The following is a 22,562-nucleotide window of genomic DNA, read 5'->3' as shown; positions in this document are numbered from 1 at the left end:
GCAAGCTATGCGGCCAGTGCTGCTGGAGATGACCGGCTTCGGATCGTTCCGTGAGTCGGCGACGGTCGATTTTAGCGATGCGGACTTCTTTGCCCTCATCGGCCCAACGGGCGCCGGCAAATCAACGGTCATCGACGCGATGACCTTCGCGCTGTATGGATCGGTGCCGCGCTGGGACGACCGGCGAACCGTCTCGCTGGCGCTGTCACCCGCAGTGAATAGGGGAGTCGTGCGCCTAGTCTTCGACGTGGGTGCCAGCCGGTACGTCGCCGCGCGCGAACTGCGGCGAACCCGGGTGGGCGTCGGCATCCACAGCGGCCGACTCGAGCGGTTGATCGATCCCACCCGGCTCGGGTCCACCGATGACGAGACCGAGTTGATCGCGGCCGACGGCAAGGTGAACGCCGCCGTCGAAGAACTCCTCGGGCTGTCGTTCGACCACTTCTGCTCCTGCGTCGTCCTGCCCCAAGGCGACTTCGCCGAGTTTCTCCACGCCAAGCCAGCCGATCGCCAGAAGATCCTCACGCGCCTGCTCGGAATCGGCATGTACGAAACCATCGGACAGCGCGCCAACGCCGAAGCGGCCGAGGCCAAGCAGCGAGTCGCTTTCCTCGATGAGCAGATCGGCCGCCTCGCCACCGTCACCTCGGAGGCCTTGGGCGAGGCGAACCAACGAGTCCAGCACCTCACCGCACTGAAAGACCAGGTCGTCACGATCCTGTCCCAACTGGCGACTGCTACAGCAGCGGTCGACGAAGCGCGGCGAAACACCGATCGGATTCGCGAGGAGACGCAACTACTCGGCGGCGTCGCACTCCCGTCCGACCTTGAGATGCGCGCCGAGCGGCTGGCCGAAGCGACAGGCGCCGCAGATCGGGCCACCGAGGCCTTCGCCGTGGCCGAGAAGGCTGACGACATCGCGAGGGCGACCTTCGAGACGGCGGCCGGGGAACGGGGTTTCCTGGAGCACGCGAAGCGCAACCACGCCGAGCGCTCACAACTCGAGCAACAGCTACCCGACGCGGAGAACGATCACGCGGAGGCGGCTAAGAATCTCGCCGCGGTCACCGCTGAACGCGACCTGGCGATGGAGACGGCGGCCGCTGCCCAAGCGGCGTCAGAGAGCGCGAAGGCGGAGGCAAAGGCCGCGCGGGAACGCGTCGAGACGGTCCGGTCCCGGTACGAGAAGCTCAGCAGGCTGTCCGTCCCGACCGGAATAGACGAAATCCAGGAACGAGAGGTCTCCGTCAAGAGTGCGCTGGCGGCCGCCGGTCGACGCCTCGCCGAGGCGGAGGAGGCGGAGTCTGACGCGCGGCGCGATATTGAGGCGGCCCCCGCCCGTAGCGCGCTGGACCAAGCCAAACACCACCACGCCGAGTTGACCAAGCTCGCGGCCGCGGAACCGGACCTGATCACCCGGGCCGACCGCGCGCGAGCGGAGGTCACCGCGAGGCAGGCGGCACTCGACGAAGCGATCCGGGCCATTGACCAGGCTCGGCTGGCCCGCAATGAAGCCGGGCGCGCCGAAGCCGCGTCGGTACTTCGGCCGCACCTTGTAGCGGGCGAGCCGTGCCCGGTCTGCGAGCATCCGGTGGAGGAGCTGCCGGCACCCCTCGAACATGAGACCGTCGCGGCGACCGAGAAGGCCCTGGCTACCGCCGAAGGGCACCGCGACACCGCAGCTCGGCAGCACGCTGCGGCCCTGGCGCAGGAGCAGAAAGCCAGCGACGCGCTTGCTGCCGCGCGGGAAAAGACAGCCGAGCTCAGGCGAGCGCTGACCGGCGAATGGGCGGACGAGAGCGCCGTTGACGGCGAGCTGAGTCGTCTGGACGGCCTGAACGCCAGACTCAAGAATGCCGGCGTAACGCTCCGCGAGGCTCGGGCTGCTCACGAAACGGCTGGCCATGCGGCGGCGGCGCTTGCGAAGACGTACGCGGAGGCGCGGACAGCGCTGACGGCCGCTCGGGATCCACTTGTCTCGCTCGGCGCGCCGTCCGTGGACGGCCTCGACCTAGCGGACGCCTGGCACACCTTGGCGAGCTGGTCCGGTCAGATGGCCGAAGCCGACGCCAAACTCCTGCAACAAGCCGAAGCCGAGGCGCGCAAAGCCGACGCCGAGTCGTCGTCGATGGCGGCGCGTCTGAAGCAAGCGCACGGGGAGGTCGAACGCCTGGATGCGGCCAGGGTGGCCGCGGAGCGTTCGGATCGAGAAACCGAACTGGCGCTTCGCACGAAGAATGACCGCCTGAGGACTCTGGTGGAAGCCCTGGCCGCGGCGCCGAGCAGTGCCGAGGTCGCGGCCGAGCTGGCTCGGATCGACCAGCTAGCGGCGGAAGCCAAGGTCGTACAAGGGGCACTGAAGAAGGCCCGTGCCGGCCGCGACTCGGCTATTCACGCGCTCGCCTCCTTGAAAGCTCAGGAGCAGACGGCCTGGAAGGAACTTCGAGCGGCACGGGATTTGCTCGTTCCGCTCGGGGCCCCGCCGGTCCGAGAGGAGGACCTGCGGACCGCCTGGGCCGAGCTCGTCGGCTGGGCCGAGCAGGAAGTCGGCAGGCGAGAGGTGACGCTCCCGACCGCCCAGGCTGCTCTTGCGGCTGTGGAGCACCACCGTGGCGAGAAGGAACTGGCGCTTGGTCAGGCCCTCGGGCAGGCCGCAATCGCCATCTCTCCTGTCTCCGCAGCGGACACGGTCTCCGCCGCCGTCGCTGCCGAGCTTGAACGAGCGCGCGCCCACGTCCAGAGCATCGAGGCGCAATTGTCGCAGCTGGCCGACCTACGCTCCAGCCGGGCGAAGTCGCACGAGGAGCATGCCGTCGCCAGCACGCTGGGCGGCCTACTGCGGTCGAGCGAGTTTCCCCGCTGGCTCGTGGCATCGGCTCTTGACGTCCTGGTCCAGGACGCCTCGGCGAGCCTCGCCGAACTGTCCGGTGGCCAGTTCAACCTCGCGCATGAGAACGGCGAGTTCGTGGTGATCGACCACAACAACGCCGACCTGCCTCGGCCAGTGAAAACCCTCTCCGGTGGCGAGACGTTCCAGGCGAGCTTGGCGCTGGCGCTCGCACTCTCGGCGCAGATCACCACATTGGCCGCGGCCGGATCGGCCCGGCTGGACTCGATCTTCCTAGACGAGGGGTTCGGAACACTCGACGAGGTGACCCTCGAGACAGTTGCCAGCACGCTGGAGAACCTCGCCAGCCAGGGCAATCGCATGGTCGGAGTAGTCACCCACGTGAGCGTCCTGGCCGACCGTGTCCCCGTGAAGTTCCGAGTAAGCCGCGATCAGTTCGGGTCAGCCATCATGAAGGACAACCTCTGAATCAATCTTCGACCTTTTGATAATCGGTAGCCGCGGCGGTGTGAGCCGCATGCGTGTCGGAAGGCATATGCAGGGCGGGGGCTTGTCGGCCGGCCACCTGTGTCGTATCCCCGCTCTACTGTTGTTCGACGATTGGTTTTGATGTGGGGGCCGATCATCGGTGGTCGGCGTGGACGGCACCCGCTGTGCTAAGTCGGTCGGTTGCGGTGCTAGGGGAGGGAACGTGCAGGACGCATTGCCAGAGGAGTCTTCGTTCAACGATGAGGATCGACGGTTTGACGTCGGTGTGACTGACTCGCGGCGGGCGATGGCGTACTTGGTGGCGCCTGGATCGGATGAATACATCCGGATCATGACCGTGTTGGAGTCGTCGGTCACGGATCTCACCCCGGCGGAGATTTCTGTGGCGGTGTTGGCCAGCGGGCCGCCGATGTCGGAGAAGCAGGTTCAGGTTCGGCTCGACAAGTTGAAGAGTTGGACGGCAGCGACGGGGCGGAGCGATCCATCCCGGATTCGGCGGCACTCCGACATCTTGTCGAGGAACTGGCGGTGGACGGCAACGCCGGCCGGGCGGCAGGTCCACCGCTTCTACACGACGGTCCTGGCAAGCACTCCGACGATGCGGGAGATCCCGCTGTCGAGTCTGGGACGCATCGTCGAGTCGTTGGAGTCGCTTGGTCCGGCGCTGGTGTTGGAGCCTCGCGACGATCGGCCGATCGCCGAGTTGGTGGGGCGGGTGTTCACCAGCCATGATGATCTCGATGCGGCGTTGGTGGGCGCCGAGGACGCTCTGGCCGGTCTAGCCGATCGCTTCGACTTGGACCGGGACGCGACTGCCGAGCTCAAGGGCCTGCTGGTCGACTACGCGACGCAGGTCGCTGGGGAGCTGGAACAGGGCGCGGCTCTGGCATACAAGGTTCTGAGTAAGCTGCGACCCTTCTTCGGCGAGCTGGCGATGGTGTCGGTGTCGGGTTCGCAGGCGCGCGCCTTGATCGAGCGAGGGGCGTTGGCGGCGTCGAAGGGTGGCCAGGTAGGCGACTGGGAGGGCCTGGCCTCCTGGTGCGACCCGCAGACGGGCCGATCGAGCAGGTTCGCGTTGCGGCTCGTTCGTGCCCTGCCGGGCATGCACGCCAACCTTCGGCGTCTGCACAGCTCCGCCGGGTACGCGACGGGCCGCAGCCGGGCGCTGATGCTGGCCCGCGCCTGCGCCGACCCGAAGCATGGTACGGCGATCTTTCTCGCCGCGGTCGGCGACCACAAGTGGCGCAAGTTCTCCGGCGAAGCCGACGACGAGGACCTGCCCGGCAATCCGCCGTGGCGGGCCGGCCCGACGGTGGCGGTACCGGATCTCCTGCGGACGACCGGCAAGACCGGTGCCCGTGGACGCCCACCGGCGGCCCGCGATGACAGCGAAGCACGTGCCGCGCTCCAGGCCAAACGCGCACAACGCCTGCAAGAGCATCGGGAGGCACTGCGCGAGGTCCTGGCAACGCCGCATGGCCAGATGCTGTCGCCGCGCGCCGCGAGGGCGGCGCTGAACGCGTTGATGGCGGCGGTGCGCACAGGTGTGCAGGCGGGGCGGCGGGACCGGCGCTCCGCCACGCACGAAGGCCTGTCATGCACGCTGTTCCATACCGGCGCGGGAACCGGCGCTGTCATCGCCCCGACCTGGCGTGTGCTGCTGCCCGGCCGTGTTCCGGTGTTCCATCGGCCCGGCCAACGGCCGGCCGCGCCGGTTGAGACCCGACCCGACCCGGCAGCTCGGCCCACCGTCGCGATGAAGGGTGCCGCATGAGCAGCATGGGACCAGACAGCGGCACCGGCAGTTCGGCCAAACAGCGGCGCCAGCACCCGGAAGTCGGCTTCGAGATCGCGGCGGTCCTGCGACGGTTGATGGTCCAGCCGTGGCTCATCACCGGCCGTGATGATGAGGCCATCGGCGCGGTCCGCCGCAACGAGGAGAAGGTGCGCGACTCGATCGGCAAGCTGGGATGGGTCTTGATCGTGGAGCGGGACTTCGTCCGGCTGCGAAAGTCCCCACCACAGCGCCGGCGCGCCTGGGCCGCGACCGGTCCCAAACCGCTGAGCTGCTCCTGGTTTTTCCTACTCGTCGCGGCGGCCGAGGCCATGCCGCCGAAGGTTGGCATCGGTCACCTGGTCAGCGCTGCCCGAGCCGCGGCCGCTGAGGCCGGCCTGCAGGCGCCGAACGACCAGGCTGAGCGGTACGCCATCATCGGCGCGCTGAAGATGCTGCACGAACGCGGCGTCGTCGAGCGTCTCGACGGCGACCTTGACGAATATCTGACCAACAACGATGCCCCGGTTCTTCTCGCCGTGCACCACCACCGGCTGGCGCACGTGATCGCGAACTTCGGCAGCGGCGATCCGTCGGTCGACCCGCAGACGTGGCTGGAGCAGGTCGAACGCGAAGCGGACCCGGCCCGCCGGATGCGCCGCAAGCTGATCGACGACACCGTCGTGCACACCAGCGACCTGGACTCGGCCGAAGCCGATTGGCTGTCACGGCGGGTCCGCTCCGACGATGGGCTGCCGCTGGCCACGACGTTCGGGTTGCACCTGGAGCGCAGGGCTGAGGGAGGGGCGTTCGTCGTGCCCGACAGCGCCTTCCGCTCCAGAAAAGAACTCGGGGACCGACCGTTCCCTGCCGGCGGGACGGTGGCGCACGCGGCGCTGCTGCTGTGCGACGTGGCATCCGCCGACGGGATTCTCGACCCTGGCCGCCCGGGCTGGCGCGGCCTTCCCGCGGAGGACGTCCTGGACCGGCTGGCGGGATTCGCCGCCGTCTTCGGCGACGGTAGGGGCTGGGCCGCCGAGGACGTTGCCGACCTACCAGGGCTCGCCGCCAAGGTCCAAGGTTTGCTCGACGGCATTGCCCTCCTCCGGGTTGGCGACGACGGCACCTGGTGGTTCTCCCCGGCCACGGGCCGGTGGGAGCCGCCACCGCCGAGCCCCACCAAGACCGTTCCCGTGCCGCGCCCCGGCCCGGCCGAGAACGCCGGCGACCTGTTCGACCACGCCGCCCCGATCGACCTGTTCAATCACTGACCTGCGCCCTTCGCGCCTCCCTGGAAGGAGCCCCTCCCTGTGGGCACGGACGCCACAGTCTCGATCTTCGGCGCGGACGACCTCGTCGCGCCCTCGGGCAACCCCGACCGGTTCGCGCAACGCTGGCGGCTGATCGCCGCTGGTGTTTCTCAGGTGTGGCGCTACGGCAATCTGATCTTCGATGCCATCACCGGCCGCCTGCTGCTACGCGGGCCCAACGGCACGGGCAAGACGACCCTGCTGGAAGGCCTGTGGCCGTACCTGCTGGACCTCAACGCCCAGCGACTGTCCGCGGGCAAGGCACGCCCGACATCGCTGACCTCGCTGATGCGCGAAGGCGCGACGGGAAAACGCCGCTGCGGGTTCCTCTGGCTGACCTTCGCCGCCCCTGGCGAGGAAGGCATCTGGTCCTACGGGGTCAAGCTGCTGTACACCGAGGGCGGCTCGCCGCAGGTCAAGGTGACCCCCTTCATGGCCGCCGGCATGCCGCTGCAGGACTTCCCGCTCTACGGGCCCAACCGCGAGCAACTCGCTGCGGACGAGTTCGAGCAGCACATCACGAGCCTCGGCGGCCAGATCTTCGACGATGAGGATGACTACGTTACGCACCTGGCGAGTCGGGTATGGCGTACCGGCGAGCAGGAACTGGCTGACCTTGCCACGCGGTTGCGCGCGGTACGCAACCCCACCCTGTTGGGCGCGGTGTCCCCACGTGAAGCAGCCGACGCGCTGCGCGACTCCTTGCCAGGTGTATCCGATGACGTCGTCGCCGCGACGGCCGATGCTCTTGCCGAGTCGGAGACCACCCGGACCGTCTTCCGCAACGACAGCAGGGCCGCTGAGGCGATTACCCAGTTCGCCCAGGCGTGGGCCGGCCACGTCGTCGAGGTTGTCGGCGACGCTCACCAGCAACTCCACGACGCGGTAACCACCGTCGGGCAGGTGAAGGCCAACCTGCGACGCCTCGGAGAAGATCTGGAGAAGGCCGAGCGCTATGAGAAGGAGGCGGAAAAGCAGCTCGAGGGCCTCAAGTCCGAGCACCGAAGGCTGACCGCGCTGGTCGCCGAACTGGGGAGTAGCGCCGCATTTAAGAACGCCGGCCGCCTCGCCGACCTCAAGAACACATGGACGGCCCGGCAGGACCACGCCGGCGCGCAGACGGATCTGTTAGAAGTGGCTGCCCGGTCCGCAGTCAGCCGCGCGGAGCAACTGCACCACGCCGTCGCGCAACTGCAACAGGATCTCGATGACCTTCGTACCCAAGCTGCGGTTGTCGACGCCCACGCCGTCGACAACCACGAGATGATCACCAGTACAACCAAGCCCCGTGCGGTGTATCAGGTCGGCGACCGCTGTGCAGATGCCGGCCCTCAGCACACGATCACCGTCAACGACAGCGCAGTCGACGACACGGTCGCGCGGTGGAAGGCGCTTGCCCAGCAGCACCGCACGCGCGCCCACGACGCACGCCTCGCACAGACCGACCACCAGGAGGCCAAGGACGCGCAAGACGCCGCCGACACTGCCATGCAGGAAAGCCGGGAACTGCGCGGACAGGCGGAGAAGGCCGCTACCGACGCCGGCAAGGCTCAGCGCCGTGCCGCAGAAGCCGCCCAAGCATTGCTTCGAGAGGCGGACGATTGGGTCCAGCGTTCTCCACAACTGGCCGCCGGTGACCTGGCCGCACTGACCGCGGACCTCCCCGACTCGCAAGGTCAGGAGATGCTCGGAGACGACATCGAGCCGTGGGAAGCCCCTGACCTCGTCGAACTCCGCGCTGCCGAACCGGGCCAGATCATCGCCGAGATGGATCGCTGGGCGTCACAGGCAAACGCCGTCGCAAACGTCGCCGCACAGGCCCACCACTTCGTCGGCGAGACGCTACGCACGCGGGCTCGGAAGTTCGCCGACCATGCCAACAGGCAGCGCGAAGACGCGGCCGAACTGCGAGCGGGGAAGCTACTGCCGGTCCCACGGCCTGCCTGGTGCGAGCCCGGCGACGATGATCAGACCCTCGCCATGGCCGTCGACTGGCACCCTTCCGTCCCCGAAGGCACACCGCGCGCGTTGATTGAGGCCGCACTGTCGGCCAGTGGATTGCTCGGGGCCACCATCACCGCGTCAGCCGCGCAAACCGAGGCATGGACGGTCGCGGCCACTGGCAACATGGTCACCCAGAACCTGACCTCGGTGCTGAGCGTCGATCCGTCCCATCCACAGGCCGATATCGTGATCGCCGTCCTCAACCGGATCGGTATTGCCGACAGCGCCGAGCATGGCGACACCGACACCCTGTTCATCGGACGGGACGGAACATTCCGCATCGGCCCGCTACACGGCCGCCCCGCCCTAGTCGGCGCCGACCTTCCGCACGCGTCGCACGTCGGTGCCCGCCAGCGTCGCCAGGCAGCGTTGGAACACGCCGACGAACTGGACCGCTCAGCCGACGACCTCGACCAGCAAGCTCGTGACTGCAGGCAGCTCGCAGACGTACATGCCGCGAACATGCGTGCCATCCGAACCGCTGCCGGCCGCTTCCCTCCCCGCAAGACCGCCCACGCCCGCGAGACCGAACGGGCCGCCGCCGTCGCCGCAGCCTCCGAAGCCAACAAGGCCGCCTCGGCCGCTGAAGACACAGCGGCCGAGAAGTCCGAATCCGCAGCCATCCTGCAGCAGGAATGGCAACAGCGCACCGCAACCCGAGGCCTTCCAGTCACCATCACCGAACTCCAAGAGATCGCCGACAACGGAGATCACCACGCCCGACGGCTCATGGAGCTACTCACTGCACTTGACGGCCGGCTGCGCCCCCGCCTTCGCCGCCTCGCTGCCGAGGCTGCTAGGGACACCACCGAATCGGCAAATCTGCCCACCCTCTATCTCAACGCCAAAGAGGCGGCCAACAACGCCGATACCGCTGGTGCCGAGTACGAGGCTCTGAGAGTCGCCGTCGGGGCCGATGCCGAAACCGCGGTGACCGACCACGCCACCGCTAAAGGCGACCTCGCAGAGAACTCCGCCGCCCAAGAAGTGCTGCAAGAGCGTCTGCGCGAGGCCAGCCGCCGGAGCGCCGAAACCCGCGCCCGCATCGATGAGGCACAAACGACGCTGGCCGAGGCCGGCCCGCGAGTCGACCAACTGCGCGACCAACTGATGACCCTGCTCGACGTTCCCGGGGCTTGGCAGGCCCTGTTCGCCCGGACTACTGCGGCGCGGGATATCCTCGACAAGGCGTTTGCTGACACGGCCACCGTCGAACGCATCCCGGAATCGACGCCCGCCAGCGACAGCATCGAGGACCTGCTGGAAACCGTGGCTACTGCGGTCGGTGCCGTCCCGCCGACCACCCGTCGTGTGCTGCGGGAACGCTACGACCAGTGCCGCACGGCACTCGCCGGCATCTGGACCCTCGACCCTGGTGAGACCGTCAAAGGCTTGGACACCTTCGTCCTCACCCACGACAACATCGCCTACACCACGCCGGCTGCAGCGACGCGCGCCGAGCAGCTCCGACAACGTGCCCGGCAAGCCCTCGATGCGGCCGAGGAATCCGCCCTCGACCAGTTCGTCATTGGCCGACTGCCATCTGCGATCGGCACCGCCTGGCAGAGCATGCACGACTGGGTCGCCGACGTGAACAGTAAGATGAAACGAGCGTCCTCCTCCTCCGGCGTCGGCGTGCGCGTGAGCATGGCCCTGTCCAAGGAACTGCCCGCCGCCGCGTACACAGTCCACAACCTGTGTTGCCTGTCCAGCCCCACCGACCACACCCCTGAACAACGCGTCGACGTCGGCGTCGCCCTCCAGGCACTTATCTCCGCCGCCGACGGCGCCACCATGACCGAACGCGTCACCGACGCCATCGACATCCGCACCTGGGTGACCCTCACCTATGAGATCACTCGACCCGGCGCGGAACCGCAACGTTGGACCAGCAAGACGGGCCTGTCCGGAGGCGAACGACGCCTCGTCGTCCTTGCCCCAATGCTTGCCGCCGTCGCCGCTACCTATGACCGGTTCGACAACGCCGGCCTGCGCTTGGTCGCACTGGATGAGGTCCCCGCCGAAGTCGACGAACGAGGTCGAGAGGGCCTAGCCCGCTACATCGCCGAGCTTGACCTCGACCTCATCTGCACCAGCTACCTGTGGGACGGCGCGCCCGGCGCCTGGGACGGCATCGACGCCTGGGACCTCGAAGCCGCCGCCGATGGCACCGTCATCGGCTTCCCCATGCTGATCCGCGGCCTCGACGACATCCCCGGCGACCAGGCGGAGACACCTGCATGACCGCAACGCCCAACCCCCCGCAACCCACCGCCGGGCTCAGCCACAACCCAGGGCCTTGGTGCGCACCGCCGTGCCAGCAAACTGACCTCACCATGCTGCTCGATCCAAGCCTGACCTGGCTTTGGGAACACCTCGCTGCTGTCGCCGACCGGCGCGGCGACCGATACCTCACCAACGGCGCCACCCAGATCACCATGCCGGCTGAGCCCAGCCACCGTGCCGCTGCGGTGGGTCTGCTGAGGGCGGGCACGCCACGTCCCGGTCAGAAGATCCGCGTCAACCTCGCCTCGCTCACCCAACGCCTACGCGCCCGCCACAACGAACTCACCCCCGGGCTAGTAGCTGCCCACGCTGTCCAGCGCGTACTGGCAGCCGATGCCGACGCAAAAGCCAAACGCAGGGCTGCTCTCGATCAACTCCACCAGACCGCGGTCACCGCGTTCGCCGCCATACCCGCCACCGCTGCCCACCGGCCCGACATCGATCAGTTGTGGCCCCTGCTGAGGCGTCGGGGAACTGTCGGGCGGCTGGAGAGAACCGAGAGCCGCGACGTCATTCTCCGGCAGGCCGCAGCCGTCATCGCCCGCCTACCGCACCCCGATCAACGCGTCGATCGTCGGCGTCTCGCCGAAGCGGCCACCGGCTCCCCGCACGCCCTCGACGCCGGTACCCTGCCCGGCCTCGTCCTGGCCACCCTCATCAGCGCCGGCACCCTCGACCCCGGCCTCAAGAGGCGAGCGGCATGGGCGGCCCTCGGCGTCAACTGCGACGACCTCACCGGCGGCCTCACCACACTCGGCATCTACCCGGCCGGCTGGCACCTACCGCCCACCGAAACCCCAACCCTCACCCCGCGTGTGCTCGCACGTTGCAACTGGCCCAGTCCACCCAGCCCGGGCAGCTGGGTCTTCATCACCGAAAACCCGTCCGTCGTGACCGCCGCTGCGGACGTCGCCGACCAACAACCGGAGCGCCAGCCACCGCTGCGGCTCATGTGCACCGTCGGCACCCCATCCGCCCTCGAGATCAACGCACTAGCCCGGCTCGCCACCGCCGGCTGGAACATCGCCGTCCGCGCCGACTTCGACGAAGCCGGTTTGAACCACACGAACGCCCTCCTGGCCGGCATACCAGGGGCAACACCATGGCGAATGACCGTAAGCGACTACCACGCCAGCCTGTCCGACGACACGGACGCCGCCCTCGACATCCGACGGCTCCCGACCACCCCTTGGAACCCCGACCTCCACACAGCGATGCAGAAGAGAAGAGCGGCCGCGTATGAGGAAAGCCTCATCGAAGACCTCATCCAGGATCTTCTCGTTGGGCGCCCCTACACGACGACTAGCTTCTAACGAGTAGTGGGTTGATCGACGGACGGCCGTCGAAGGCCACCGACAGTAGGGTTGGCCGGTGCGGCTCAGAAACACCCGCCGCTTCCGGCACACCAAGCTGACCCGACTGGCCGAACTCGGGCTGCCCATCCACGTCCTATAGCCGCTATGCCGGCCATGCCACCCCGACCATGTCCATGCACTACATCTCGCAGCGGCAGGAGCACGCCGAGCAGACGTTCCTGGCGCCGCCAAGCTCAAGGCCGACGGCACCCGGGTGCAGTTCTCCCGCGAGGACCACGACAGCCTGCACCTGTTCGAACGCGCCGACCGTTTCCTGCCCACGGCTGGTGCCTGCGGCCACCGATGCAGACCTGCGACAAGGGCAACGCCTGAACCAAGACCGCGGGTCAGATCCTGGCCAGGCCAACCGTCGAAAAAGTCAGACACGCGACACTAGTGCCGCGTGTCTGAAGTGATTTGACAGAGCGGGTGCGGGACAATGAGGCATGTCTGTTGCTGCCCCGTTGGTGCTGCGTGCTGGCGATGGTGCCCGGTTGCGGGAGTGGACGCGGTCCTCAACGACGTCGGCTGGGCATGTGCAGCGGGCGCGGATGGTGTTGCTAGCGGCGGAAGGGCTGCCGAACGCCGAGATCGGCCGGCGGGTGGGTGTGACCCGGCAGACGGTGATCGCCTGGCGGGCCCGGTATGAGGCGGGCGGGATCGACGCCCTCGCGGACCTGCCTCGCTCGGGGCGACCGCCGGTAATCGACGAGGCGGCGATCGTGGTGTCCACGCTGAACCCGCCACCGCCTGAGCTGGCGGTGCCGCACTGGTCGGCGCGGCTGCTCGCCAATCACTTGAGCAGGGCGGGGATGCCGGTCAGTTTCGCGGAGGTGGCCCGGATCTGGCGGGCCTGGGACCTGCAACCGCACCGGGTGGAGACGTTCAAGTTCTCCACCGATCCGCAGTTGGAGGCGAAGATCCGTGATGTGGTCGGCTTGTATCTCGACCCGCCCGCGAACGCCGTCGTGGTCTGCGTTGACGAGAAGTCGCAGATCCAGGCCCTGGACCGGACCGCGCCACTACTGCCGATGCGGTTCGACCAGGCCGAACGCCGCACCCACGACTACCGCCGGCACGGCACCACCACCCTGTTCGCGGCCTTGGAGGTCGCGACCGGGAAGATCACCGCGGATGCCTGCTACGAGCGGCACCGCAACTCCGAGTTCCTGGCCTTCCTCAAGCAGGTCGCCAAGGCCCATCCGCGGGTGAGACTGCACGTCGTGGCCGACAACTACGCGACCCACAACCATCCGAACGTCAAGGCGTGGCTGGCGAAGAACCCCAGGATCAGCATGCATTTCACCCCGACCAGCGCGTCGTGGATGAACATGGTCGAGATCTTCTTCGGGATCATCACCCGCCAGGCCATCCGCCGCGGCACCTTCACCAGCGTCCCCGACCTGGTTGGCGCCATCCGCGCGTTCATCGACGGCTACAACCAGCGTTGCCAGCCCTTTCGCTGGACCAAGACCGCCGACCAGATCCTTGCCAGAGCCGACCGGCGCCCCCCAACCCACGACACGACCGCTGCGAGCACGGCATGAGTCGACGACGGTACGTGGCGCGCGGAGTGCCTGGCGGGTACCGAGTCTGGGACAACAAGGCCCGCCGGTGGTGGGGTGACCTCTACCAACTCTGCCCCGACGACCTCCTCACCGAACTCAACGGCGAAGCCAACCCGGACAAGATCACTGCCCTACTCAAACGGTATCGGGCACTGAAGCGATAGCGTCAAATCACTTTAGACACGCGGCACTAGGTCTTCGTCACCGACGCCATTTACCAGACCACGCTGCAACCAGCTCACTGAGACCGAGCAGCCGATCGCGCGCAGCACCGCTGCTTCCCAGCAGCGCCACGGCCAGCCCATGCCCGATGACAACGTCTGGTTGCCCCAACGCCGCGCCGAGCACGCCGCGCTGGTGCCGTGTGGCGGCGGTGATCGAGCCGGTCGGCGCGCCGCCAACGTTGGCGGACGTGGTGGCCCTGGTGCCACAGGACTCGGCGCCAGTCGAGGCGACGGCGGCACCGCCGCGGGACCCCGCCACGATGGGTCTGGTCGGCGGGAGGGGTTGGAGCTTCGGATTCCCGAACGCCTGCACCCGTACGGCAGCGCCGCGCACGCACGTCCGAGCCAGCAGACGGCAGCCTTCCCCGAATTCAAATTACAGTGCGCCGGCGGCGCCGTGATGAGGATTGGCGAGGCCCGGACCGAGTAGGACTCTCCGGGCACCTCCTCACGCCGGCGTCGAGGAATCGGTTGCACTTCCGACGTTGACCGAGCGTGCCGCATTCTGCCGCGCCTGTGGCGGCTCGACTAACCGAGACACCATCGCCTCCGCGATCCGGCCGGTGAACTCGCCGCTGCGGAAGAGCGGAATGCGGCGATCTCGGGCTGTGCGGCATGCTCGCGTCTCCGAATCCGCGCGTCGTACGATGACGGCGTCCACGTCGGTGTCGAACTCCTCCGTGACGACCACCCCGGCGGCTTCGCAGATGGCGTCGAAGATCTGCTGCGACGCCGCTGAGCGTCGGTGTCGAACGGAGTCGTAAACCCGATAGGGGCCGCTCACGTTGAGTGGTTCGAGGACTGACACCCCGGATGCCTCGTCTAACAGGCACAACGTTGCGGCCACCTGTGCCCACTCATGCGTGAGGCCATGCCGTCGCATGTGCAGCGCCAGCAGATGCGACCGATTGATCTTGAATCTGCACGCAACCTCTTGTCCATCGGCGCCCCAGGGATGGTTGAAGGCGCCGAAGTCCGTGCCGATCGGCAGTGGCAGGTGGGCGTCATCAGGGGCGCCGATCACCACCGGCACGCACACAAGCTTGAACGGGCTTGCCGAATCACGCACCAGCTGACCAAGGCCACCGCAGGAAAGGCTGCTCGGCAGACAGCCGACGTGGCCAGCCTTCGTCATCACCCCGATGATGTCGTCGCTGGCCTCGTCCGGGAGTCCCGGATACAACACTCCTACGTACCAGGGGATGCCTTCATCATCGATGCCGTCAGGTGGGGCGCTCGACAACTTCCGTATTCTGCCCTCGTTGTGCCACGCGCCCGACAATCGGGTCCGCGAGCTTCGCTCCGCCATCCACCACGGCAGCGTGAACCCACCGTTGGTTAGCTGCCCGCCCTTTATCCCCTTGGCCAGGCTTTGCCAATCCACCGACGGTGGCTGCTGCGCGTCATAGAACGCGTCGGTGTCGACCCAGCGTGCGCCGTCATCGTGACTGTCGTACCAGCTGTTCGCCGGAGCACCCCAGCCGCCCGGAGCGTCTGTGGCAGCCGGGCTGTCGTAGCGGTCGTACTGTCGCCGCCTGGTCTCGTTGCCGAGGACGTGGTACGCGGCGTTGATCTCCTGAGTTCGCCGGTGCGCCTCCGGCGTCGAGTTGAGGTCGGGGTGATGAATACGAGCGAGTCGGCGGTATGCCCGCTTGATCTCGTCCTTTGTGGCACCTCGCGGCACCTCTAGCATCGCGTAGTAGTCCTCGCCCATCAGTCGATTCTGCGCATCCGACGAGACGACGCGCATCCCCTGAATGCTCGTTCGCCGTCACGAGCGGCGCTCAAAACCTCGACCGAACGCCCGCACCCGTTCGGCGATCGGCTGCGTCGTGGCCGATCGATAGCCGCCCGGCTTGGGCACGGCTCCGTCGTCTGATGAACGCACTACTAATCCAGCCGATCCGCGACCTTGCCCAACGTCTGCCGGATCACGGTGGCGGCGGCGGCACCAAGCCCGAGCCACACGAGCCCACTACGCCCGACGGCTCAACCTCGAACTCCAGCCATGATTACGGAAGGTAGCTGCCGTACTAGACTGGCGCCACCCAGCAGCGGAGGGGCCAGTTGCATGACAACGGAGTTCGCCCCAGGAGTCACGGTGCGACTCGTTGCGCGGCCGGATGTGATGGGCGTGATCACCGGTTCCCGGGAGATCGGCGGCGTGCTTCGGTACGACGTGTTTCACGACAATCGGATGCATGGCGATTTCGGCTCCCAGATGGAGGTGGTGCTTCCGGACTCGAAGGAACAGATGATCTCCGCGGCAGCTCTGCAGACGGGTCTGACGTCTGAGCTGATCTGGGATAGGAACACTGGCTACTCGCTGATTCATTGGCTCCATTTGCGCTCTGATCCGCTCCCGGGCTGATCTCTGAGGAGGTCCGGGGTTCGGGGCGAAGCCCCGAGGTTCAAGGACTTGGTCGGCCCCAACGTGGCCGGCCGGCCCGGCCGATGCCGGCCGAAGGTCGCCAGCTAGTGGTCGGACGAATGCTGCTGGACGGTTCGCGGACATGAGCCGACCGGTAGCCCGACTGCGTCCTCAAGGCTCTCGTGCGTGATCGCTCCGCCGATTTACGCTACAGCTTGGGTGCGGACAGGGAGGTCACCCGGGTGAAGAAAAGCCTGCTTCTGGTGGCCGTCGTTCTCCTGGTGGCGGGCGGTGTCGGCGCCTTCGTCTGGAATCGTGGTGACGGAGCCGAGAAATCGGCACAAGCGACCGGCGAGGTCGTGGTGCGAACGACGGCCGACCCAGGTGAGGCGGAACGTCTTACGGCCGTCACCAGAGTGGTCGAAGGCCTCCCCGCCCAGTTTGCCGCCGCCGACACCAGTGCGCTTGCCGCCGGGAGCCGCGACCAGTTTGGGGACGTGCGGAAGGCGCTACCTGTCGGCACGACCCTTGCGGTCGACGCCGCGAGCTGGCGCCGTACGGGATCAGTTGCCTCTGTGCTCGTGACCGCGACCCGATCCGGCGGAGAATCGACCCGGTTCCGGCTGGTCGTCATTCGTGAGGAGGGCGCGTGGCGAGTCCTGTCCACCACGGCCGCGTGAAGGGTTTGAGGAGCGCACTCGCCACGATTCTGCTTGTCGTCGCAGGTGCGCTGGCCGCGACGCCGGCCTACGGCGCCGCGACACCACCGGCGAACTGCGGCGCGCACACCGAGCTTGCCCCGATCGAGGAGGCCGCCCAGCGCAAGCCGCACGCGGACGGCAACTACACGCCAATTCTGCTCGTGCACGGCTGGAACGGCGGTAACCCGGGCATGTGGTCGGAGCCCATCAATCTCTCTACCCTCAACATCGCGCCGCGGGTGACGAGCAGTCTGCTCGGCAACCTTCAGAAGCTGGCGGGGGCTGCGGTCTACACCGTCGACTACAGCGACGTCGCCAAGAAGTTCTTCCTTGAAGACGGGAGCGGGGCGCCCCGGGTCATTGAGGCGATGAACTGCCTGGCGGAAAACGCGGCGTTCCGCGGGCACAAGACCGTGGTGGTCGCGCATTCGATGGGCGGGCTGATCACGAGGTGGTCGCTGTCCGAGGCGGCTCCGGGTGGAGTCGAGCGGCGTGGGCACGTCGGGCTGGTGGTCACGCTCGGCACCCCGTACGAAGGTTCGCTGGTCTCCGGTCTTGTCACCTCGCTCGCCGACGAGGTTGCGAAGGTAGACAAGCCGACCGCCGCCTTGGCGGCCACGGTTCACCAGCTTCTCGCGCTCTGTCATGACGTGGGGAACTTCCCAGGGTGCACCGATTTTGTCGATTTCCTTTCGGCGATGCATTCGTTCGCGCCCGGCAGCCCAGAGATGAGATCGCTGGCAGTGTGGCCGGAAGGCACCGAGGTCAACACGCTGGCCAGCCGCACGATTGTCGAGACCGGGCTCTTCTTCGCCAAGGGGCCGGAGATGGACCTGGGTGACGTCATCGTGCCGACCAGTTCGGCGACCTCCGGCGACCATGCCGAACGGGTCGCCGAGTGCCGGGTCACCTCGTCGCTTAAGCAGTCGGCCTGGGACAACCTGTTGGGAGCGCTCAATCGCAAGGCCGACATCGACGTGCGGCAGTACTGGCTGCTGTCGCTGCTCGGCACGTGCTACCACTCGAACGCGGCACGCGTAATCCAGCACACCAACGAGGTCCTCGGCTTGGTCGCTGAGTACCTGGCCCGCGGCGAGCCGCTCTACGCGTACGCCGGCGATAAAGAGCTGGCCGTCGTGCGCGGCTCCGGTGTCTCGCTCCGCACGTCCGGCCCGATCACCAGCGAGGTCCGCTGGACCGCCGACGGGCGGTACGCGTTCGCAGCCGGCAGCGACGGCTACCTCTACGTGCTCGGCACCGAGGCGAGCAAGGTGCGCTGCCGATGCACCGACGTCGTGCCAGTCACCGGATCGACCGTGGCCTGGGCGGACTCCGGCGGCAAGGTCACGTTGCAGGACCTCGCGAGCGGCTCGTCGCGGACGCTCGAAACGACCCTCCCCAGTGGGAAAAAGACGGCCGTGGCCGGAGCGGACGGTGGGTTCGCGGTGCTCACCCGCAGCGGCGGCGGAGGCACCTTGAGCTGGGTGACGGAAAGCGGCCAGACCAGGGCCATCGAGAAGTTCCCGGAGCTGACCGAGCCCATGGCGATCGCGGCTGGCGACGGCAAGCTCGTCTACCAGGTCATCGCATCCCAGGGCGACTGCGCCCACCCCGGCCCGATCCGAACCGCGGACATCGCTGGTGGCGCGCCGACGACGACGAACGCCGCGACTCTCGCCACCGACAACGCCGAGGTCTTCCTAAACGACGCGTGGCAGGGACGGGACGGGCGCTGGTACGCGACGATGACCAGCTACCTTTGCGACCCGTACGGCGGAATCCCGATGATGCCGTCCAGCCTGTGGCGACTTGACGACGGCAGGTGGGTCAGCGTCGACGGCGGGCCGGTGGGCGCGGTCCGGCAGCTCAGCAAGTCGTTCAAGGCGGTCGTGGTCCCGGACGGCGGCAAGCTTTATAGCGAGATCAACGGTAAGGGCACGAAGATCGCCTCGAATGTCCGCAGCATCGCCGCGCCGCCCGGCAACGACCCGATCGCCTCGCCGACTGGCAAGCCTCGCGGCGCCGCCACCGGACCGTGCCTGACTAGGGACGCCTTCGCGAAGCGGGTTGACACCCTGGGCCCCGGGATCTTTGAGGGCAGCGACGTGAATCTGAAGGTCACCGGTGCAGTCGTCTGTCAGGCCGGATTCGCGTACGCGCCGGTCCAGGGCACCACGGGGATCGACTGGGTTGTGCTGCACTACCAGGAGCGGCAGTGGTCATGGTCTCTGGATCCCTACTGGCACCCCGACCGCGCCGAGGTCTGCGAGTCGGTGCCGGGCCGGATTGGGGCCGCGATCGGCTGCTGAGGGCGGGACCTCCGGCCCGTTGCACGGATGCGTGTCCTGGCCGAGCACACCAACCTGGCCAAGCACCGCACGTCGGCAGTGGCAGCCACGCTTCTGGGGGACGTCGACTCGGCCGCACCGATGCGCCCAACGATGCATTCCGATGGGATTACGGTAACGGTATGCGCTCGCATCAATAGGCCACGGCTGTCCGCTGGAAACGGTCCATCTCTGTGCGCGCCTACACTCGCCGCTGTCCAAGTCCTGACCCGGCCCGGACGGCCTCATGGCGTTGGCGGTGGTCCCGGTCACTTCGAGCCCGGTGCGAGGCGTTGCCGCTTCCGGTCCTGAGCGGCCCTCGCAGGCAGCGGCACGGTAACCGTGCGGCGGCATGGTTTGAGCTGACGTCGGGGGAGTGCCGATGCTGATCACAGCAGGTGGAAACCCACACGTGACGTCTGCTGGTGCTGCCCACGGGGAACTGGTCGCGTGCTGCATGGAGAGCGTAAGGCAGCCAGATCGGCGGGGAAGCACCCAAAGGCGGTCAGCTGTGCGCCGTTCGCTACGACCAACCCGACGGCCTTTTCGCCCGCGGGTTGCGGCGTAGGTGCGCTGAGCAGTACAGCAAGTGAATGCGGCAATCTCGGCAAGGTGATCTCCGCTCCCACGCGGGCTCCATTGGACGGGCCTAGTCCCGACGCCATGAGAACACTGCGATAAAGACTGCTGCCACGCCGATCGCAACCAACGCCATCGTGAGAAGCGCCCTGCCCTTCTCTAGCGGGCCGTCGCTGTTAACAATCCCCACAATCTCTTGGATTGCAGTGCCAAGCAGGGCGCCGCCAAATATATTTAGGACTGCTTTCCACGTGGGAGCGTCTGCGCGGCGGAGTCTGCTCGTCGCCCGCCGCACGTGATCCGCGGAAACCGAATCAAGGCGATCTCGTTTGGCGAGAGATATTGATTGCTCGCCCAGTTCGCGGAAATACAGATTTTGACCCTCAACCAGAGCTGCCGCTGCGGGCTCGGAGAATCCATCCATCTCGAACTTTTTGAGCTTCAGCTCCAAGTCCTTGGTGACTCGGCTAAGCTGTGCTTTGTCGATAATTTGGCTCAGCTTGCTCCTATCAAGCCTGGCGTACTCTCGCTGCTGAGCCAAACGCCGTGAGCTGTTGCCCGCCGCCATCGACTGTCACACCGATCCGTGAGTCTTGGCATTGCGGGGGCCAGGGGCAACCATCGGTAAGTCGCCTAGCAGGCGGAATTGTGTCTCCAGTATGTAGGGTGTGATCCGGGACACCGCGAGCTTTGGCCCCGGATCAGTGGGTCGCGACCGGAGGGCGCCAATGTGCAGAGCGCCAGGCGACAAGAAAACTGTGAGGGCCAAGGCGAAGGAGACAAGGCACGCGCAGAAGAGGGCAAACTTCCAGTATGCGGGGCCTCCGCCAAGGAGGAAACCGGCGGCAAATATCATCGATAACGAAGTTGCAAGCAGGCTTGCGGCTGTGCCTATTCGTGCTCCCATTGGCCCCACCATCTCCGTGACATGGTTTTGAAGCAAGGCTATTGGTGGTCTGCCTCCTGCGCAACAGTGCCCATCTCTGGATGGTTGGAGCTTCTGTCACCCTGGGCGGTCGTGGAACGGTGGTTACGTGGTGACCATGTGGGCACGGCTCGGTCAGTCGAACGAGGTACTACAGCGCGGCTCTGGCCACGCCGGAGCGATTGGCGCTATCCCGACAATATCGTCCGGGTAGAGCAGGGCGGACAAAATGCCCGGCCAAGGGTTCAGATCTCCTCGGCCCACGAGCCACGCCTCGATGGCGAAAGAGCAGCTGTGAGGGGAGGACCGAAGCAGAACAGCAGCGAAGTGCAGCGACCGACCGGACCGAGCGGAACCGTGATGACCACCGTCAAACCGTCGACCAGCGGTGCGATCCGTCTGGGACCTTGTTGCCAATCTCTGGGGTCAAGGGCTCCAAGAGGATCAAATTCAGGCCACGGCCCTGCCGGCGACAGAAGGGCCACCCAGCCCTCGCTCCGCGATGACCGGGAACCAGTCACACCCGAGCCGCCCATAATGACACTTATGGTCGTTTCGATAGCCATTGATCGGTCTTGTGTACGGCTACTCGCTGTACAGCACTGCGAGCCGGTGAGCGGGGGAGCGGGGGAGGCTGCCGCGGTTGGGTCGTAGCGGCGAGTGGGGGATCGGCATGGCCGAGGAGGTCCTGCACATCGCGCAGTGGGGCGCCGTCATCCAGGGCGCCGATGGCGGCCGCATGACGCAGGCTGTGTGGGGGTCCTGGCCGGCGGAGGGTAGCCGGCTTCCCGCGCGAGTCGGCGGACCAGGTACCAGACGCTCGTCTGGCTAAGTCGGTTGAGGTGCTGAGTGGTGAACACCGGCCCGTTGACGCCTCGGGTCACGAGTTCCTCGTCGGATGTGGCCTCCAAAGGGTAGGACTCCGCGCGGTGTCGTCCAAGACGCGCCACGAACAGCGCTGGCCCGGACAGATGCCGGATTCTCCTGACTCCTGACTCCTGACTCCTGAGTGCGGCTTGCTCAGCGGCGTGCTTCCTGAGCAGCAGGCGCTCCGCGATGAACCGGCGCTGCCGGGGCAAGTGCACGTCAAGGAGCCGGCCGAGGGCCGCGGGCGCGGGGAGTTTGCGGTCGCGCCCGCCCATGCTGCGGATAAGCACGGTGCGATGGCCGGCGTTGTGGCGCAGGTCGGCCACGTCTAGGCCCGTTGCCTTGGAGACGCGCAGGCCGAGGCTGGCGAGCAGCGTGACCAGGAGTCGGTTGCGCTTGGCGTGGGGTCGTAACGGGATTCGACGCCAAGGCGGATGACCTCGGTGACGGCGGCGCGGAGCAGGCGCGGACCTCGGCGACGGTGAGATCGATGTGGAGTGGTCGTGGTTGACCGGGGCGCGGTCGATGGTGACGGCGGGGTTGCGGGTGGCGGTGTCGACCAGGTAGCGGTACCAGCTGCAAATGCTGGTTGGCTTCCGGTTGAGGGTGGCGGTGCTACATGTGGGCTGCGCGCCGGCGGGCCTTGTTGATACTGGCTATCACCCTGGTTGTCGGGCTGACGGTTGCTGTGGTTGCTGGCCTGACGGTCGTCCGGCGTCCAGGGCACCGGCAAAGTCGTGCTCGGCTTGAGGTGGTTGGTGTAGACGCGCCCCTCTTGGTGGTAGCAGGTCGGGAAGACCGGTTCAGCAGGTCATCGGGGTTCCTACGCCTTGTTGATCTGTCCGAAGTGAGGCATGCCCGCGCTGAACGGTTCCGCCAGTTCCCGCGTGTCCCGAGCCGATCTAGGCGGGGAACTCGTCCGCCGATCGGATCA

General features: G+C 67.2%; 12 protein-coding genes. 10 read left to right on the top strand and 2 right to left on the bottom strand.

Going from position 1 to position 22,562, the window contains the following annotated elements; all coding sequences use genetic code 11:
- Nucleotides 1–16 precede the first annotated feature (16 nt).
- The 7 genes from ACIBBA_RS30360 (at nt 17) to ACIBBA_RS30330 (ending at nt 13,798) form a co-directional block, all read left to right on the top strand.
- Nucleotides 17–3,316, top strand: coding sequence for an AAA family ATPase (locus ACIBBA_RS30360; protein ID WP_396701837.1), 3,300 nt, complete (start codon nt 17–19; stop codon nt 3,314–3,316).
- Nucleotides 3,317–3,539: 223 nt separating this feature from the next.
- Nucleotides 3,540–5,111, top strand: a complete 1,572-nt coding sequence (locus ACIBBA_RS30355; RefSeq protein ID WP_396701836.1) for a DUF2397 family protein — start codon at nt 3,540–3,542, stop codon at nt 5,109–5,111.
- Entirely contained in the window at nt 5,108–6,382 is a 1,275-nt protein-coding gene (locus tag ACIBBA_RS30350; RefSeq protein ID WP_396701834.1) for a DUF2398 family protein, read from the top strand. The genes ACIBBA_RS30355 and ACIBBA_RS30350 overlap by 4 nt, the downstream gene beginning before the upstream one ends.
- A gap of 39 nt (nt 6,383–6,421) precedes the next feature.
- The gene (locus ACIBBA_RS30345; protein ID WP_396701832.1) at nt 6,422–10,669 is read left to right on the top strand and encodes an SbcC/MukB-like Walker B domain-containing protein; all 4,248 of its coding nucleotides are present in this window, start codon (nt 6,422–6,424) and stop codon (nt 10,667–10,669) included.
- A gap of 92 nt (nt 10,670–10,761) precedes the next feature.
- A complete protein-coding gene (locus tag ACIBBA_RS30340) occupies nt 10,762–12,024 on the top strand; it encodes a DUF2399 domain-containing protein (protein WP_396701830.1) in 1,263 nt (420 codons plus the stop codon).
- 488 nt (nt 12,025–12,512) lie between these two features.
- Complete coding sequence (locus ACIBBA_RS30335; RefSeq protein WP_396701828.1) at nt 12,513–13,613, top strand: IS630 family transposase; 1,101 nt, start codon at nt 12,513–12,515, stop codon at nt 13,611–13,613.
- Nucleotides 13,610–13,798 (top strand): hypothetical protein, encoded by a 189-nt coding sequence (locus ACIBBA_RS30330; RefSeq protein WP_201749618.1) that lies wholly within the window; start codon nt 13,610–13,612, stop codon nt 13,796–13,798. The genes ACIBBA_RS30335 and ACIBBA_RS30330 overlap by 4 nt, the downstream gene beginning before the upstream one ends.
- 508 nt (nt 13,799–14,306) lie before the next feature.
- Here the strand turns inward: ACIBBA_RS30330 and ACIBBA_RS30325 are convergent.
- Nucleotides 14,307–15,608 carry a J domain-containing protein gene (locus ACIBBA_RS30325; protein WP_396701825.1) on the bottom strand — a complete coding sequence of 434 codons (1,302 nt, stop codon included), beginning with the start codon at nt 15,606–15,608 and terminating at the stop codon, nt 14,307–14,309.
- 351 nt (nt 15,609–15,959) lie between these two features.
- Here ACIBBA_RS30325 and ACIBBA_RS30320 point away from each other — a divergent pair, with 351 nt between their 5' ends.
- The 3 genes from ACIBBA_RS30320 to ACIBBA_RS30310 all read left to right on the top strand — a co-directional run bounded on the left by ACIBBA_RS30320 (nt 15,960) and on the right by ACIBBA_RS30310 (nt 19,239).
- Nucleotides 15,960–16,229 carry a hypothetical protein gene (locus tag ACIBBA_RS30320; RefSeq protein WP_396701823.1) on the top strand — a complete coding sequence of 90 codons (270 nt, stop codon included), beginning with the start codon at nt 15,960–15,962 and terminating at the stop codon, nt 16,227–16,229.
- 242 nt (nt 16,230–16,471) lie between these two features.
- Complete coding sequence (locus ACIBBA_RS30315; protein WP_396701821.1) at nt 16,472–16,909, top strand: hypothetical protein; 438 nt, start codon at nt 16,472–16,474, stop codon at nt 16,907–16,909.
- Entirely contained in the window at nt 16,879–19,239 is a 2,361-nt protein-coding gene (locus ACIBBA_RS30310) for a lipase family alpha/beta hydrolase (RefSeq protein WP_396701820.1), read from the top strand. Before ACIBBA_RS30315 ends, ACIBBA_RS30310 begins: the two co-directional genes overlap by 31 nt.
- A gap of 667 nt (nt 19,240–19,906) precedes the next feature.
- Here the strand turns inward: ACIBBA_RS30310 and ACIBBA_RS30305 are convergent.
- A complete protein-coding gene (locus ACIBBA_RS30305) occupies nt 19,907–20,404 on the bottom strand; it encodes a hypothetical protein (protein ID WP_396701818.1) in 498 nt (165 codons plus the stop codon).
- Nucleotides 20,405–22,562: the final 2,158 nt, after the last annotated feature.

This window comes from Micromonospora sp. NPDC051006 (assembly GCF_044456245.1).
Lineage (GTDB): Bacteria > Actinomycetota > Actinomycetes > Mycobacteriales > Micromonosporaceae > Micromonospora.
Note: the sequence above shows the minus strand (reverse complement) of the source record. Positions and strands in the feature narration are given on the sequence as shown.